The 14,909-nt window shown below is 71.6% G+C and carries 13 protein-coding genes; 12 read left to right on the top strand and 1 reads right to left on the bottom strand.

Annotation, left to right across the window (positions count from 1 at the left end):
* The first annotated feature begins 2 nt into the window (after positions 1 to 2).
* From ACFY29_RS02795 to ACFY29_RS02745, 11 genes are all read left to right on the top strand, one after another.
* A complete protein-coding gene (locus tag ACFY29_RS02795; RefSeq protein WP_386982850.1) occupies positions 3 to 1,286 on the top strand; it encodes an MCE family protein in 1,284 nt (427 codons plus the stop codon).
* Positions 1,283 to 2,314, top strand: a complete 1,032-nt coding sequence (locus ACFY29_RS02790) for an MCE family protein (protein WP_386982848.1) — start codon at positions 1,283 to 1,285, stop codon at positions 2,312 to 2,314. The genes ACFY29_RS02795 and ACFY29_RS02790 overlap by 4 nt, the downstream gene beginning before the upstream one ends.
* The gene (locus ACFY29_RS02785; protein ID WP_386982847.1) at positions 2,311 to 3,294 is read left to right on the top strand and encodes an MCE family protein; all 984 of its coding nucleotides are present in this window, start codon (positions 2,311 to 2,313) and stop codon (positions 3,292 to 3,294) included. The genes ACFY29_RS02790 and ACFY29_RS02785 overlap by 4 nt, the downstream gene beginning before the upstream one ends.
* Complete coding sequence (locus ACFY29_RS02780; RefSeq protein ID WP_386982845.1) at positions 3,294 to 4,544, top strand: MCE family protein; 1,251 nt, start codon at positions 3,294 to 3,296, stop codon at positions 4,542 to 4,544. Before ACFY29_RS02785 ends, ACFY29_RS02780 begins: the two co-directional genes overlap by 1 nt.
* Positions 4,541 to 5,959, top strand: a complete 1,419-nt coding sequence (locus ACFY29_RS02775; RefSeq protein WP_386982843.1) for an MCE family protein — start codon at positions 4,541 to 4,543, stop codon at positions 5,957 to 5,959. Before ACFY29_RS02780 ends, ACFY29_RS02775 begins: the two co-directional genes overlap by 4 nt.
* The gene (locus tag ACFY29_RS02770) at positions 5,956 to 7,212 is read left to right on the top strand and encodes an MCE family protein (RefSeq protein ID WP_386982841.1); all 1,257 of its coding nucleotides are present in this window, start codon (positions 5,956 to 5,958) and stop codon (positions 7,210 to 7,212) included. Before ACFY29_RS02775 ends, ACFY29_RS02770 begins: the two co-directional genes overlap by 4 nt.
* Positions 7,209 to 7,997, top strand: a complete 789-nt coding sequence (locus ACFY29_RS02765; protein ID WP_386982839.1) for a hypothetical protein — start codon at positions 7,209 to 7,211, stop codon at positions 7,995 to 7,997. The genes ACFY29_RS02770 and ACFY29_RS02765 overlap by 4 nt, the downstream gene beginning before the upstream one ends.
* A gap of 14 nt (positions 7,998 to 8,011) precedes the next feature.
* On the top strand, positions 8,012 to 8,539 hold the full coding sequence (locus ACFY29_RS02760; protein WP_386982837.1) for a hypothetical protein: 528 nt from the start codon (positions 8,012 to 8,014) through the stop codon (positions 8,537 to 8,539).
* A 156-nt stretch (positions 8,540 to 8,695) separates the two neighbouring features.
* Positions 8,696 to 9,913 carry a PP2C family protein-serine/threonine phosphatase gene (locus ACFY29_RS02755; protein WP_386982835.1) on the top strand — a complete coding sequence of 406 codons (1,218 nt, stop codon included), beginning with the start codon at positions 8,696 to 8,698 and terminating at the stop codon, positions 9,911 to 9,913.
* A 34-nt stretch (positions 9,914 to 9,947) separates the two neighbouring features.
* Positions 9,948 to 10,889, top strand: coding sequence for a sensor histidine kinase (locus tag ACFY29_RS02750; protein ID WP_328415644.1), 942 nt, complete (start codon positions 9,948 to 9,950; stop codon positions 10,887 to 10,889).
* A 165-nt stretch (positions 10,890 to 11,054) separates the two neighbouring features.
* Positions 11,055 to 11,660 (top strand): hypothetical protein, encoded by a 606-nt coding sequence (locus ACFY29_RS02745; protein ID WP_386982833.1) that lies wholly within the window; start codon positions 11,055 to 11,057, stop codon positions 11,658 to 11,660.
* Between the two features lie 40 nt (positions 11,661 to 11,700).
* Here the strand turns inward: ACFY29_RS02745 and ACFY29_RS02740 are convergent, their stop codons facing one another.
* Positions 11,701 to 12,663, bottom strand: a complete 963-nt coding sequence (locus ACFY29_RS02740; RefSeq protein WP_386982831.1) for an AraC family transcriptional regulator — start codon at positions 12,661 to 12,663, stop codon at positions 11,701 to 11,703.
* A 224-nt stretch (positions 12,664 to 12,887) separates the two neighbouring features.
* On the opposite strand from ACFY29_RS02740, the gene ACFY29_RS02735 reads away from it, so the two are divergent.
* On the top strand, positions 12,888 to 14,426 hold the full coding sequence (locus tag ACFY29_RS02735) for a flavin-containing monooxygenase (protein WP_386982829.1): 1,539 nt from the start codon (positions 12,888 to 12,890) through the stop codon (positions 14,424 to 14,426).
* Positions 14,427 to 14,909: the final 483 nt, after the last annotated feature.

Here is a 14,909-nt window from a genome sequence, read left to right as displayed (position 1 = left end):
GCATGAGACATCGCATTCTCGGCATCGTCTTCATCGCCGTACTGACCGCGGCGTTGACCGCCTCCGTGCTGCAGTACCGCAAGGCGTTCACCCCCGTCGACTGGGTCACCCTGCAGGCCGGTCGATCCGGACTGCAGCTGAGCCCGGGCGCCGACGTCAAGGTCCGTGGGGTCGTCGTCGGCGAGGTGCGCTCGGTCGGCAGCGAGGGCGCCGGCGCGACCATCCGGCTGGCCCTGGATCCGACCTCGACGCCGCGGATCCCCGCCGACGTCAGCGCGCGGTTGCTGCCCAAGACGCTCTTCGGCGAGCGGTACGTCGAGCTGGTCCCGCCGGTCGGCGGCAACGCCGTACCGATCCGCGACGGCGCCGTCATCACCCAGGACCGCAGCAGCACCGCCGTCGAGCTGGAACGGGTTCTCGACGAGGCGCTGCCGCTGCTGCAGGCGGTGCGGCCCGACCAGCTCGCCGCGACGCTGGGTGCGATCGCCGCCGCACTCGAAGGTCGCGGCGAGCAACTCGGCGCCAACGTCGAGCGGCTCGATGCGTACCTGCGGCAGCTCAACCCGGCGATGCCGACCATCGCCGAGGACGTCCGGAAGCTCGCCGTCGTGCTGGACAGCTACGACGCCGCCCTACCCGATCTGCTGGCCCTGCTGCGGGACGTCACCGTCACCGCCCGTACGGTCACCGACCAGCGCGCACAGCTGGCGGCGTTCCTCGCCGACACCACCGACACCGCCGACGCCACCCGCAGCTTCCTCGACCGGCACGGTGACCAGCTCATCGAGCTCGGCCAGGTGAGTCGCCCGGTGCTGCAACTGCTCGCCACGTACGCCCCCGAGTATCCGTGCCTGATGAGCGGCCTGGTCGCCCTGCAACCCCGCGTCGAGGAGGTCTTCTCCGGCGGGCGGATGCACATCACCCTCGAGGTCACCCGCGACGGCGGCAAGTACGAGAAGGGACGCGACGAGCCCGTCTACGGCGCGCACGGCGGGCCGCAGTGCCGCGGGCTGCCCCAACCAGGGCAGCCGGCGCCCGACGTGCCCGTCAACGACGGTTACGACCGCGGGGGTGCTCGCCCGCGTACCCCGTTGCCCGTCGGCCTGCCGGCGACCGCGCCCGCCGGCGCTTCCCCGGCGATGGGCCGGGCCGCCACCGGCGAGGAGCGCGCATTGGTCAAGCCCCTGGTCGGCGCCGTCACCGGCATCCTGCCCGCGGAGGTTCCCGACATCGCGGTCCTGCTGTGGGGGCCGTTGCTGAGGGGAGGGGTGGTGAACGCGCGATGAGCAACCGGATGATGGTGCCCCTGCTGAAGCTGGTGGTCTTCGCCGCCGTGACCCTGCTGCTGACGGCGCTGCTCGCGCAGACCCTCGGCGCCTTCCCGCCGGGTGGCGTCACCTACCGCGCCCGGTTCACCGACGTCACCGGACTGCTTACCGGAGACGACGTCCGCGTCGCCGGCGTGAAGGTCGGCCGCGTCCGCGGCATCAAGGTGGTCGACGACACCGCCGCCGAGGTGGCCTTCACCGTCACCACCGACGTCCCGGTGGCCACCAGCGTCCGCGCCAAGATTCGCTACCGCAACCTGGTGGGCCAGCGGTACGTGGCGCTGAGCGAGGGCCCGGGGGAGGGGCGACCACTGCGGTCCGACGGCCTGATCCCGCTCGGCCAGACCACCCCGGCGCTGGACCTAACGGTGTTGTTCAGCGGGTTCCGGCCCCTGTTCACGGCGCTCGACCCGGACGACGTCAACAAGCTCGCCTACGAGATCATCCGGGTGCTGCAGGGCGAGGGCGGCACGGTCAGCAGCCTGCTGCAACGCACCGCGTCGCTCACCAACACCCTCGCCGACCGGGACGCCGTCATCGGGCGGGTCATCACCAACCTCAACGGCGTCCTGGGCACCCTGGCCGAACGGGACCAGAACCTCGACCAGAGCATCAGCCAGCTGCAGCAGTTCGTCTCCGGGCTGTCCGCCGACCGCACGGCCATCGGCGAGTCGCTGGTCAGCATCGGCGAGCTCACGACCGCCACGTCGTCGCTGCTGCGCGATGTCCGACCACCGCTCGCCGCGGACGTGCGCGCCCTGGGCGAACTCTCCGGCACCCTCAACCGCAACGCGGCCGTTATCGACAGCACCCTCGGGCGGATGCCCGAGCGGTACCAGTCCCTGACCCGCGTCGCGTCCTACGGCTCGTGGTTCAACTTCTACCTCTGCGACTTCGACGGCAACGTGGCGGTGTCGGGCCGGGCACCGCTCGACCTGCCCACCTTCAGCGCCCCGGCCGCCCGATGCGCCGGAGGCAGCCAGTGACACCGTTTCGGGAACGCAACCCCGTGGTCGTCGGCACGCTCGGGCTGGCGCTGATCGTCGCCGTGCTGCTGGGTGCCTTCCAGCTCGACCGGCTGGCCGACCTCACCGGACGCAGGTACCAGGCGGCCTTCCACGACGCCAGCGGCCTCGTCACCGGCAACGAGGTGCGGGTCGCCGGGGTGCGGGTGGGCAAGGTGACCGTCGTGGAACTCGCCCGCGACGGCGCGCCCTACGTGCGGGTCCGGTTCCGGGTGGACGACGACAGCGTCCGGATCGGCACCGACACCGGCGCCACGATCAGGATCAAGACGGTGCTCGGCCAGAAGTACCTGGCCCTCTCGCCGGCCGGGCCGGGTCGACTGCGCGAGGGCGGGCAGATCCCCCTCGCCCGCACCGCGGCGCCGTTCGACGTGGTGCAGGCGGTCACCGGACTCGCCGACACCCTCGACAAGGTCGACACCGACCAGCTCGCCGCCGCCTTCACCACCCTGTCCGAGACCTTCGCCGACACGCCCGAGAGCGTCAACGCCTCCCTGGTCGGACTCTCCCGGCTCTCCCGGACCGTCGCCGGACGCGACGCCGAACTGCGGGCGCTGCTCGACCGCGCCCGTCAGGTGACCGCCGTGCTCGCCACCCGGGACGAGGAGTTCCGCAAACTGGTCACCGACGGCGAGGCGCTGCTGAGCGAGGTGAGCCGGCGTCGGGACGCCATCCACAAGCTGCTCGTCGGCACCGACGAGCTCGCCACCCAGCTGTCCGGACTGGTCACCGACAACCGCGCCCAGCTCGCTCCCGCGCTGCGCGAGCTGCGTGAGGTGGTCGCCATCCTGCAGCGCAACCGGGACGACCTGGAGAAGACCATCCAGCGGATGGGGCCGTTCGTCACCGCGTTCGCCAACGTGGTGGGCAACGGCCGTTGGTTCGACTCGTACGTCTCCGGTCTGCTCCAGCCGTACCAGCCCACGACGGGAGGCCGCTGATGCCCGGTCCCATCCAGCGGTGGCGACGACCGATCGCCGTCACCACCGTCCTCCTGGTAGCCGTCGCCGCCGGCGTGGTCGTTCTCCGCGGCGGCACACCCCCGCGGCGGGTGGTCGCCCACTTCACCCGCGCCGTCGGGGTGTACCCCGGATCGGACGTGCGGGTGCTGGGCGTCCGCGTCGGCGAGGTGGTCGCCGTGACCCCGCAGGGCCGCACCGTCCAGGTGACCATGTCCTACGACCCCGGGATCGCCGTTCCCGCCGACGCGCAGGCGCTCATCGTGCCGCCCAGCGTGGTCAGCGACCGCTACGTCCAGCTCACCCCCGCCTACGCTGGCGGAGCCGCGCTCGCCGACGGGGCCGAGATACCGCTGGAGCGGACCGCTGCTCCGATGGAGATCGACGACATCTACCAGGCGCTCGACGACTTCAACCGCACCCTCGGCCCGGAGGGCGCCAACCGCGATGGTGCCCTGTCCGACCTGGTCGCCTCCGGACGCGCCAACCTGGAGGGCAACGGCCAGAACCTGCACGAGACCCTCGACGGCCTGTCCCAGGCACTGGCCACCCTCTCCACCGGGCGGCAGGACCTCTTCGGGTCGGTGGTCAACCTGCAACGCTTCACCACCGCGCTGGCCCGCAGCGACCGGGAGGTGCGCGCCTTCAACCAGCAGTTGGCCGACGTCGCCGAACAACTCGCCGGGGAACGCGACGAACTGGCCGCCGCGCTGCGCAACCTCTCCACCGCGCTGGCCGACGTGACCACGTTCGTGCGGCAGAACCGGGACGCGTTGACCTCCAACGTCGCCGCGCTGGCGGACATCACCGGCATCCTGGTCCGCCAGCAGCAGGCCGTCATCGACATCCTCGACGTCGCCCCGCTCGCCCTTGGCAACCTCAGCCTCGCCTACAACCCGCGATCCGGCACCCTGGACACCCGCGACAACGTAATGGGTCCCTACGACCCTGCTGGCTTCGCCTGCTCACTGATAGTGGACCAGCTGCCTGCGGCCCAGGTGCCCGCCAAGTGCCTGGCACTCGCGCAGACCCTGCACTCCCGCGGGCTGCCCATGACCGACCAGCTGCGCAAGCTCCTCAAGCTGCCGCCCGGCGCCCCGGCGACCGGCGGGTCCTCACCGGGGAAACCTCCCCTCAGTTCCCCCGGTGCGCCGATCCCCGACCAGGCGCCGGGCGGCCCCGGCATCACCAGCGACCCCACCCTCGGCGGCATCCTGCGGGGTTTGTCATGACCGCCCGCACACTGCGGACCCTGGCGTGCGCGATCGTGGTGGTGATGCTGCCGGCCGGATGCGGCCTGCCCGACCTCGCCGACCTGCCGCTGCCCGGCGGCGCCCCGAAGGGCGACGGGTACGCCGTCACCGCCGAGTTCAGCGACGTGCTCGACCTTGTGCCGCAGGCCGCTGTGAAGGTCGACGACGTGACGGTCGGCAGCGTGGAGAAGATCTCCCTGGCCGGCTGGACCGCCCAGGTAACCCTGCGCATCGGCGCAGAGGTACGGCTGCCGTCCAACGCAACGGCCGCCGTCCGGCAGAGCAGCCTGCTGGGCGAGAAGTACGTGACCGTCGCGCCGCCGCCCACCGGCGCCGCCAGCGGTCGACTCGCCGACGGCGACCTCATCCCGCTGTCCCGGACCGCTCGCGGCGCCGAGGTGGAAGAGGTCCTCGCCGCACTCGGGCTGCTGCTCAACGGGGGCGGTCTGGCGCAACTGAGGACCATCAACCAGGAGCTCGGCACCGCACTCGACGGACGGGAACCCGCGGTCCGGGACGCGCTGCGCCAGCTCGACACGTTCATCGGCGGGCTGGACAAGCAGAAGGCCGATCTGGTCCGCGCCCTCGACGCCCTGGACCGGCTCAGCGGCCGGCTTGACCGGCAGAAGCAGGTGCTCGGCGAGGCCGTGGACTCCCTCGCCCCCGGCCTGACCGTGCTGGCCGGCCAGCGCGTCCAACTGACCCGGGCGCTGACCGCTCTGGACCAGCTGGGCGACGTCGGCACCCAGGTCGTCAACCGGAGCCGCGACGACACCCTGGCCGACGTCCGGGCGCTGCAACCGATCCTGGAGCAGTTGGCACGGGCCGGGGACGACCTGCCGAAGTCGCTGGACTTCATGCTGTCCTACCCGTTCCCACCGAACGTCACCGGCGCGATCGTCGGCGACTTCGTCAACCTCTCCGTCACCGCCGACCTCGACTCGGCGTCGATCCTGGCGAACCTGGTCGCCGCGGCCCCCGCCGCCCCGGCCCGTCCGGCCACGCCGTCACCGGGGGCTAGCCGCGGCGGGGCTCCAGCGGCGGGTGGCCCCGCACCTGCCGCCCCGCGACCTCGCGGCGGGTCCCGTCCGCTGCCCGACCTGCCGATCCTGAAGTGCCTGCCCGACCCGCGCAACTTCCCCGCGACCTGGACGCCGCCGAAGGACTGTCTGCTGCCGGAGGGCTGCGTCCTGCTCAAGCCCGGCTCGACGGTGCCCATCGGCGGACTGATCCTGCCGAAGGGCCTCGTACCACCGGGCACGGTCTTTTCCGTCGAGACCGAACTGCCCGCGGGCACGGTCATGTCGGCGCAGTGCGTCCTGCCGTTGACCGGCGCGGTGATCGGACAGATCGGCAGCCTGCCGGACGTCCTGGGAGGGGGGCTGAAGCCATGATCGGACGTACCGCGAAGGTGCAGGTTCTGGCGTTCCTGCTGGTGAGCGTCCTCGGCGTCAGCTACGTCGGCATCCGCTACGTCGGGCTGGGCGACCGGCTGCTTGGCGGAAGCTACGTCGTCCACATGGACCTGGCCCGGGCCGGCGGCATCTTCCCCAACGCCCCGGTCACCTACCGCGGGGTGCCCGTCGGCCGGGTCGCCGCAGTCGCCCTGCGCGGTGACGGGGTCCGCGCCGACCTGCGGTTGCAGCGCGACGTCCGGGTACCGGACGACCTGCGGGCCGTGGTGGCGCAACGCTCCGCCGTCGGCGAGCAGTACGTGGACCTGCGTCCGGAGCGCGACAGCGGGCCGTACCTCGCTGACGGCGCGGTGATCCCGGCCGACCGGACCGGTGTCCCGCTGGCGCCGGAGGTGCTGCTGAGCAACCTCGACGCCCTGGTCCGCTCCGTCGACCCGGAGGATCTCACCGTCCTGATCACCGAACTCGGCACCGCGTTCGAGGGCAACGAGCTGGCCCTGGCCCGGATCCTCGACCACGGGGACGCGCTGCTGACCGAGGCGACCACCCGCCTGCCGGAGACACTCGCGCTGATCAACGACGGACGAACCGTGCTCACCACCCAGGCCGAGTCGGCCGAGGCGCTGCGCCGGTGGGCGGCAGGACTGGCCCAGCTGGCGGCCACCGTCCGTGACGCCGACCCGGACCTGCGGCGGCTGCTCGCCGCCGGGCCTCCCGCCGGGCGGGAACTGGTCGCGTTGCTGCGCGGGCTGGAACCGACGGTCGGCACCCTGCTCGGCAACCTGGTGACCGTCAACGGCATCGCCGCCCGGCGGCTGCCCGGCATCGAGCACCTGCTGGTGGTGTACCCGATCGCCGTCGCCGGCGGTTTCACCGTCACGCCGGGCGACGGCACCGCCCACCTCGGCCTGGTCCTCAACGTCAACGATCCGCCGTCCTGCGTGTACCGCGGCGGCGGAACCACGTGCGGAGCAGGGGATCGCGCGGGCGGCGCCAGCGTGCGCGGCGCCGCCAACGCCCCCCGACCGGGCGGCCGGGAACCGGTCCCCGACCCGGGGCCGTCAGCCGCCGCCCCGCCCGCCGGGACCGGGACCGGCGGGTACGACCCCGCGACCGGCCTGGTGCTCGGCTCGGACGGCCGGCCATTGCAGTTCGGCGGAACCGGGGGTCAGTCCCGGATGGCCGGGGACCAGTCGTGGAAGCAGCTGCTGCTCGCCGGGGTGACCCGGTGACCGGCGCGAAGAAGGAGGTGGCGATGCGGGCCCGCAGGGACCACACGCTGAAAGTCATCAAGGGGGCGAAGGCTGGGGCTCCGGGCCGGGCGTCGCAGCGCCGGATCGTCCCCCGCCAGCTTCCCCGACCGACGGAGCCGATCGAGGACCTGTTGCGGCGGCTCGACCAGGAACCGGTCGAGGACCCGACGGAGTTCGAGGATCCGGTGGGCGGGGACGACCCGGCGAGCGCGGACGGTCCGCTGGAGAAGCCCTCCGGTGAGCGTTCCGAGGGCGAGCCGGCCAGGGCCGTGCCGGCGGGACGGCGACGGATGTCCATCGTCGTGCTCGTGGTACTCCTCGCTGCGACGCTCACCGCCGCCGGCGTGACCGGGCGCCGGTGGTACGTCGACCGGGCGACGGAGCAGGCCCGGCAGGCGGCCGTCGCGGCAGCCAGACAGGCCAGCGTCAACTTTGTCTCGGTCAGCGCGGCCAGCGTCGACCGGGACATCCAGCGGATCACGACCGGGGCCACCGGCGACTTCCGGGATGAGTTCACCCGGGGGCAGTCGCAGGTGCGCGCTGCGGTCGTGGAGAACAAGGTCGACTCGCGCGGGTCGGTGCTGCGGGCCGGGCTGGTCTCCGGCGACCGCCGCCGGGCGGTCGTGCTGGTGGCCGTCGACGCCACCGTCAAGAACGTCAAGGCACCCGAGGGGCGGCCGTCGCACTACCGGATCCAGCTGGACCTCGTCCGCGACAACGAATCGGGCCTTTGGCTCGTGTCCCGCCTGCAGTTCGTCGGCTGAGAGAGGGAGGACCTGTGGGTACTTTGGTCGAATTCGTGCGACGGCCGCGCGTCCTCTGGCGGCGCCCGGCCCGGATCCGGCTCGTCCCGGCCCTGGCCGTCGCGATCGTGCTCGCGGCCGCCGTCGCCGGTCTCGGCTGGTGGGGCGACCACCGCGCCGGGCAGCGGGATGCGGCCGTACGACAGGCCTTGGCCACCGCGCCCGCCGCCGCCAAGGCGATCTTCTCCTACGACTACCGCACCTTCGACGACAGCGTCGCCAACGGCCGCACCTTCGCGACCGGCCCGTTCGGCAAGGAGTACGAGCAGACCACAGCGGCGTTGAAGCAGACCGCGGCCACGCAGCAGGCGGTCGTTGCGGCGGAGGTGTCCGCGACGGGCGTGGTGACCGCGACCGCCCAACGGGTCGAGCTGCTCGTGTACCTCAACCAGTACCGGCGCAACGTGAACACGGCGGGGGAGAAGGTCGACCAGAACCGGGTGGTGCTCACACTGGTCCCGGTCGACGGGGAATGGAAGGTGGCTAAGGCGGAGGCCATCTGACGCTCACCGCGTGGGCCGACAGCCTCGCGCAGGTCGGGACGGAAACACCAAACAGGCGAAATGCATCTTCTAGGTGGTGTCATCGACGACGGTCTGGACCGATCGAGGAAGTGCTCCTGGCCTGCCCTGGGCTCGGGAAGGGTTAGGCTCCTGCACGTGATTGACGTGCAGGGTAGCGGGAGCGACGAGCGGCTGCGTCGCATCGAGGCGGTAACGGACGCCGCGCTGTCCCAGCTCGACGTCAAGGACCTTCTGGCCGAGCTCCTCGATCGTGTCCGAGAGGTGCTGGGGGTTGAAACCGCCGCCATCCTGCTGCTGGACGTACACGCCCAGCAGTTCGTGGCTACCGCAACGAAGGGGCTGAGGGAAGACGTCCGGCACGGTGCTCGGGTCCCCGTCGGCCACGGCTTCGCGGGCCGGATCGCTCAGGAGAAGCAGCCCGTCAGACTGGACAACCTCGCCGCGGACGACGACGCGGCCCTGTTCGACCAGGGAGCCCGCTCGCTGTTGGGCGTGCCCATGCTCGCCGGCGGCGACGTGATCGGCGTCATACATGTCGGCTGCCTGCGACCGCACCGATTCACCGACGCCGACGTGCAGTTGCTGCAACTCGCCGCCGACCGGGCAAGCCTTGCCACCCGCGCTCAGGCCAGCGGCCTCGACCGCGCCGCCGCCCTCGCTTTGCAACGCAGCCTGCTACCCACCCACTTGCCTGACGCGCCCGGTGTGAACATGGCCGCCCGCTACGTACCTGGTCACGACATCGGCGTCGGCGGCGACTGGTACGACGTGTTCACCCTGCCCTCCGGCTGGCTGGGCGTCGTCATCGGTGACGTTTCCGGACACGGATTGCGCTCGGCAGTCGTGATGGGGCGCCTCCGCAGCGCGCTGCGCGCCTACGCGCTGGTCTGCGACGACCCCGCGGAGGCGCTGACGCTCCTCGATCGTAAGGTCCACCATTTCGAGACCGGAAACCTCGCCACGGTCCTGTACGCCATGATCTCCCCGGACCGGACCACCATCCAGGTGTCCCTCGCCGGGCACCTGCAACCCATCCTGGCCACACCAGGGCGCCCGGCCGACATGCTGACCATTCCAGTCGATCTTCCGCTGGGTATCGGCCCGCGTCAGCCGGCCCGCCGGTACACCGAGGTCGAGTTCCCTTCCAATGCGGTACTGATCTGCTACACCGACGGGCTCGTCGAACGCCGCGGCGAGGTCATCGACGTGGGCATCGAACGGCTCCGCGCGGCCATCGAACCGGGCACCGCCGAAATGGTCTGCGCCCGCATCATGACCAAACTCGCCGGCGAACAGGCAACCGACGACATCGCCCTGCTCGCCATCCACGCGGCCGACAGAAGTCTCCCTTGAGCGACTCCGGATCACCCACCCCGCAGGCCGCAGCATGAGTCCGTCCGTCGCCACCAGGGCTGGCGGTTTCGCGCACCCCGCCCTCTTCTACGGCGATCACGAGGAGTACCTGGCCGGCACGGTGCCGTTCATCCACGCCGGGCTCGCCGCCGGTGAGCCGGTCATGGTCGCCGTACCGGGGGACAACCTCGACCACATCCGCACCACGCTCGGCAGCGACGCGGACCGGGTCCAGTTGCACGACATGAGCGTGGCCGGGCGCAACCCCGGGCGAATCCTTCCGGGCGTCCTGCTGGCCTTCGCCGCCGCCCACCCCGGCAAGCGGGTACGCATCATCGGTGAGCCCATCTGGGCCGGCCGTACCGCGACGGAATACCCCGCCTGCGCCCAGCACGAGGCCCTCATCAACGCGGCGTTCGCCGGCCGACCGGCCACCATCCTCTGCCCCTACGACACCAGTAGCCTGGCCCGCAGTTGGCTTGACGACGCCTACCGCACCCATCCGACGGTGCAGATGGGCGGTGCGGTGTGGGAGAGCCCGCACTACGCCGACCCAGTCGTGGTGGCCGCTGGGTTCAACCTGCCGCTGCGGGACCCGCCCGGCCACGCGGCCACCATCATCGTCGACCTACCTGCCCTTCCGGCCATCCGCCGGTTGGTGACCGCCGAGGCCATCGCGGCCGGACTGGCCCCGGACCGGGTCTCCGACCTGACCCTGGCGGTCAACGAACTGGCCACGAACACGGTCAGACACACCGCCGCCGGCGGCACCCTCGCGGTGTGGACCGACCGCACGCGACTGATCTGTCAGTTCAGCGACACCGGGCACATCACGAATCCGCTCGCCGGCCGGATTCCGGTGCCGCCGCGGCAGCCCGGCAGCCGAGGGCTCATCCTGGTCAACCAACTCTGCGATCTCGTACGCGTCCACACCAGGCCCGGTGCCACCACGATCCGCCTGCACATGCACCGCTGACGCCCACCGGACGACAGGGGCAGCCGCGGTTGGGCGAGGCAACCAGAATGGCTGGGTGAGCCTCGACATCGATCACATCTACGTGCCCCCACGGGCTGGTCCACGGTGGCCGTACTGCACGATGGGGTCGAGGGCGGCCCGGCGGCCGTCCGAATGGTTCAGGACATGTACGGGCAGATCCATGCTCAGTGGTTCTTCTGCCAGCTCTGGGTGGGGGTGGATCCGAATGACCGCGACGAACTCGTCGGGCCGGGCCACTCACTCGGCGCCCGCATCACCCGGTTGGCACGGGTGCAACTGCAACTGAGCCGGGGGCTGGCCGAGGTTGGCAACGTGGATCTGATGTACCGGGATCCGATGCGGATCACGGTGGCCACGTTCCTGATCGAGGGCCTGCGGGTGCCCCGGCACCTTCAGGCCGCCCGGCAGCGCCTGGAACTGCTCCGCAGCAACCTGAGCCAGCTCTTCGGGTTGCAGACGGCGCTGTTCCAGCAGCGGCTCCAGTGGCTGTTCTCGATCACCGCGGTTGCCGGCGTCGCCGCGCTGGTGCCGGAGGTGTTGCAGGTCGAGAGCATGCGCTGGCGGATCGTGACGGGTGTCCTGTTCGGCATGCTGGCGGTGTTCTGCTGGCTGCTGATTCGGCTGCTCGGACGCGCCGGCCTGAAAGCGGGCCGTGCGGTCCGCCCGGTCCGGAGGGCCGGCCGGCGTCCGGGCAGGACGCCGCGAGGCCGGCTCGGCTGGGTCCGGCGGCTCCGCCGGCGGACCGGGTGACCTGGCGCGAGCCGCCGGAGCCCGGGCAGGGCCGCAGTCGTCAGCGACGCAGGGTCGTGGACGGCGCCTCGCCGAAGCGGGCCCGGTAGTCGCTGGCGAAGCGGCCGAGGTGGACGAACCCGTGTTGCAGGGCAGCGGTCGTCACGGACATGCCGCGGTCGCTCGTGCGCAGTGTGCGGTGCACCGCGTCGAGCCGGCAGGCGCGCAGGTACGCGGTGGGCGTGGTCTGCAACTCGCGTCGGAAGCAGTCCTGCAGCGTTCGTACGCTCACCCGCAGCGCCTCCGCGACATCCCCAACCGTCAGTGCCTCGCCGTGGTGGTCGCTGATCAGGGCGCAGGCCTGGCGGACGAGGCGCCCGGGGGCCGGGTGGCGCGCCGGCTCGGCGAGCAGGTCGGAATAGGTGTGCCGGTGGGCCAGTAGCAGCTTGCCGATGAGCCCCTGCTCGAACCGAGCGGCGACCTGTGGGTGGTCGAGGAGGGACGCGTCCGTCGGCTGCGACAGTTCCGCGGCGAGGAAGTCCACCCCGCGCGCCCACGCCCTCGCGGTCGGCGTGGTCATGGCCATGCCGATGTCGAAGCGGATCGGGCCGTCCACCGGGCGGCCCAGCAGGCGGGCGAGCTCCCGGTCGATGGCGCGCCGGTCGGCGTAGAAGATCCGGTGCGGCGACCCCTCGGACCAGTGCATGTCCGAGGCGTCGTACGGCGACAGGACGGAGGCGACGTCGGGCGTCGAGGTCACCGCATGGCCGGCGTGCCGGACCACCGTGCCACCGCTGCGCGGAATCTGTACGAGGTAGAAGGTCTCCAGCGGGGTGGGCTGGATCCGCACCGCCTGGCCGTAGTCGAGGTCGATGATGCCCACGCCGCCCACCCGGCGGGCCGCCATCCGTAGCCGCACGCTGTGGACGCCCGGCTGCGGAGTGAGCCGGTGTGGACAGAACACGCGACCCACCTCGGCACGCGCGTGCTCGACGTCGCGCGTCCGGACCGTCACGGCATCCATCCGACACCTCCCACGGCGTCCTGATGCGCTGACCCTAGGACGCGACCGGGGTGAGGGGGCGGGAAAGGCGGCGACCCGACAGGGAGCGGTTCGACTGCGCACCGCGGACACACTCCGCGTGCAGCGGATAGCGGCCCGTGCATCGCGCTCGTTAGCGTACGGACACCGCCGGCGCCCCTGCCGCCGCCGTTCCCGCCAGCGGGTCACACCTTCCGGAGGCCGTCATGAGGATTGCCGTCGTCGGCGCTGGATTCGCCGGCCTGAGCGCAGCGAAGGTGCTGCGGCAGAGTGGCTTCGACGTCACCGTGTTCGAGAAGGCGCCCGACGTCGGTGGGGTGTGGAGTCGTACCCGGCGCTACCCCGGCCTCCGCACCCAGAACGACAAGGGCACCTACCACCTCTCCGACCTGCCCATGCCGGCCCACTACCCGCAGTGGCCGACGGGCGAGCAGGTCCAGCAGTACCTCGAAAGCTACGTGGACATGTTCGGGCTCGGCGTCGCCCTGCGCCTCGCCACGGAGGTCGTCTCCGCCGAACTCGTGGACGACGAGACCGGGTGGCTGCTCACGTCGCGACCGGCCGGCGCCCAGGCCCCGATGACCCTGGAGAGGTACGACCACCTCGTCGTCGCCAACGGCATCTTCTCCGAGCCCCTCGTCCCGTCCTTCGAAGGCCGCGCGGACTTCACCGCCGCCGGCGGACGCGTCCTGGCCGCGGGGGAGTTGCACGACCTCGCGGCGGCCCGCGGAAAGAACGTCCTCGTCGTCGGGTACGGCAAGTCGTCCTGCGACGTGGCGGTCCCGCTGAGCGACGTCGCCACCCAGACCCACGTCGTCGCTCGCGAACTGCTCTGGAAGATGCCCAGGAAGCTCGGCGGTGCGCTCAATTACAAATACCTCCTGCTCACCCGGATGGGCGAGGCGCTGTTCCGGTACCTCAACCTGAAGGGCTTCGAGCGGTTCCTGCACGGTCCGGGAGACGGCCTGCGCCGCACCCTGCTCGACAGCGTCGGGTCGGTCGCGACCAGGCAGCTCAAGCTGCGCGAGCTGGGTCTCGTGCCGAACGGAACCTTTCAGGACATCGCCCGCAGCACCGTCAGCCTCGCCACGGAGGGCTTCTTCGAGCGCGTCGCCGACGGCCGGATCACCGTCCATCGGGACCAGACGATCACCGAACTCCTGGTCGACGACGGGCGGCCGACCGCCCGCCTCGGCGACGGCACGATGCTCGCCGCGGACCTGGTGATCTGTGGCACCGGCTTCCGGCAGCACGTCCCGTTCTTCGACGACGCGCTGCACGCCCGGCTGCAGGACGACGCGGGCAACTTCATGCTGTACCGCCAGATCCTGCCGATCGACGTGCCACGCCTGACGTTCGCCGGCTACAACTCCTCGTTCTTCAGCCCGCTGAGCGCGGAGATGGCAGCGGTGTGGACCGCCGCCCACCTGCGGGGAGGGATCACGCTGCCATCCCGGGACCGGATGCGCGCGGAGGTGCACGCGCGCCTGGCCTGGATGGCGGCGCGGACCAGCGGGCGGCACGCCCGGGGCACGAACGTCATTCCGTTCTCGATGCACAACGTCGACGAGGTCCTCGACGAACTCGGGCTCAACCTCGGCCGGCTGACCCGGGCACGTCAGTGGTTGCTGCCCGTCGACCCGCGCTCCTACCGGAGGGTGACGGCACGCATGATCCGGCGTACCGCCGATGTGGGCGCGACGGGCCGGGTCGAACCGACCCAGGCCCGTCGCGCGGCGCGGTGAGAGCGACAGGGCTACGGACGTACGCAGCCCGGAAGCGGGGGACGCTCGGGCGCTGTCTGGGCCGCACCGACCGTCCATACGCCACGGCCGGGCTCGTACACGCCCGCCGGGATGCGCCGCTTGGACCTAACCACCGTCGTCCTTCTCACCTCGCTCGGGGTGGTCCTTCACCCCGACGTCGTCCAGCACATCCCATCCGCTCGACCCGGACAAGGATCTTCACGCGTTCTGGACAGCCGACGCACCTGTTTTCACACCGCCGATACGCCGCGGATCCAAACAGTCGTGCTTTCCGGGCATAACCTCCAGGAATACGAAAGACCGGGATAAAATTCGCCGACAGCAATGACGTGGCCGGTCGGCGAGGAGACCCAGGGCGATGGCAGCGGGGCAGGTCACCGAACACCGCTACCAAGCCGGGCGGCTCCTCGCCCACCTCGGCGTGCCGGTGCCGGCAGCCCTGGCCGGCTGAGCGGACGCCCC

Source organism: Micromonospora sp. NPDC000668, from assembly GCF_042897975.1.
In the GTDB taxonomy this organism is placed as follows: domain Bacteria; phylum Actinomycetota; class Actinomycetes; order Mycobacteriales; family Micromonosporaceae; genus Micromonospora.
The sequence above is the reverse complement of the archived record's forward strand: the minus strand, read 5'-3'. Positions and strand labels throughout refer to the sequence as shown.

What these genes read in the sequence shown, in the direction of transcription:
- ACFY29_RS02795 (WP_386982850.1), top strand. Translation starts at nt 3, where the DNA reads ATGAGACATCGCATTCTCGGCATCGTCTTCATCGCCGTACTGACCGCG.
- ACFY29_RS02790 (WP_386982848.1), top strand. Translation starts at nt 1,283, where the DNA reads ATGAGCAACCGGATGATGGTGCCCCTGCTGAAGCTGGTGGTCTTCGCC.
- ACFY29_RS02780 (WP_386982845.1), top strand. Translation starts at nt 3,294, where the DNA reads ATGCCCGGTCCCATCCAGCGGTGGCGACGACCGATCGCCGTCACCACC.
- ACFY29_RS02775 (WP_386982843.1), top strand. Translation starts at nt 4,541, where the DNA reads ATGACCGCCCGCACACTGCGGACCCTGGCGTGCGCGATCGTGGTGGTG.
- ACFY29_RS02770 (WP_386982841.1), top strand. Translation starts at nt 5,956, where the DNA reads ATGATCGGACGTACCGCGAAGGTGCAGGTTCTGGCGTTCCTGCTGGTG.
- ACFY29_RS02750 (WP_328415644.1), top strand. Translation starts at nt 9,948, where the DNA reads ATGAGTCCGTCCGTCGCCACCAGGGCTGGCGGTTTCGCGCACCCCGCC.
- ACFY29_RS02745 (WP_386982833.1), top strand. Translation starts at nt 11,055, where the DNA reads ATGTACGGGCAGATCCATGCTCAGTGGTTCTTCTGCCAGCTCTGGGTG.
- ACFY29_RS02740 (WP_386982831.1), bottom strand. Translation starts at nt 12,663, where the DNA reads ATGGATGCCGTGACGGTCCGGACGCGCGACGTCGAGCACGCGCGTGCC.
- ACFY29_RS02735 (WP_386982829.1), top strand. Translation starts at nt 12,888, where the DNA reads ATGAGGATTGCCGTCGTCGGCGCTGGATTCGCCGGCCTGAGCGCAGCG.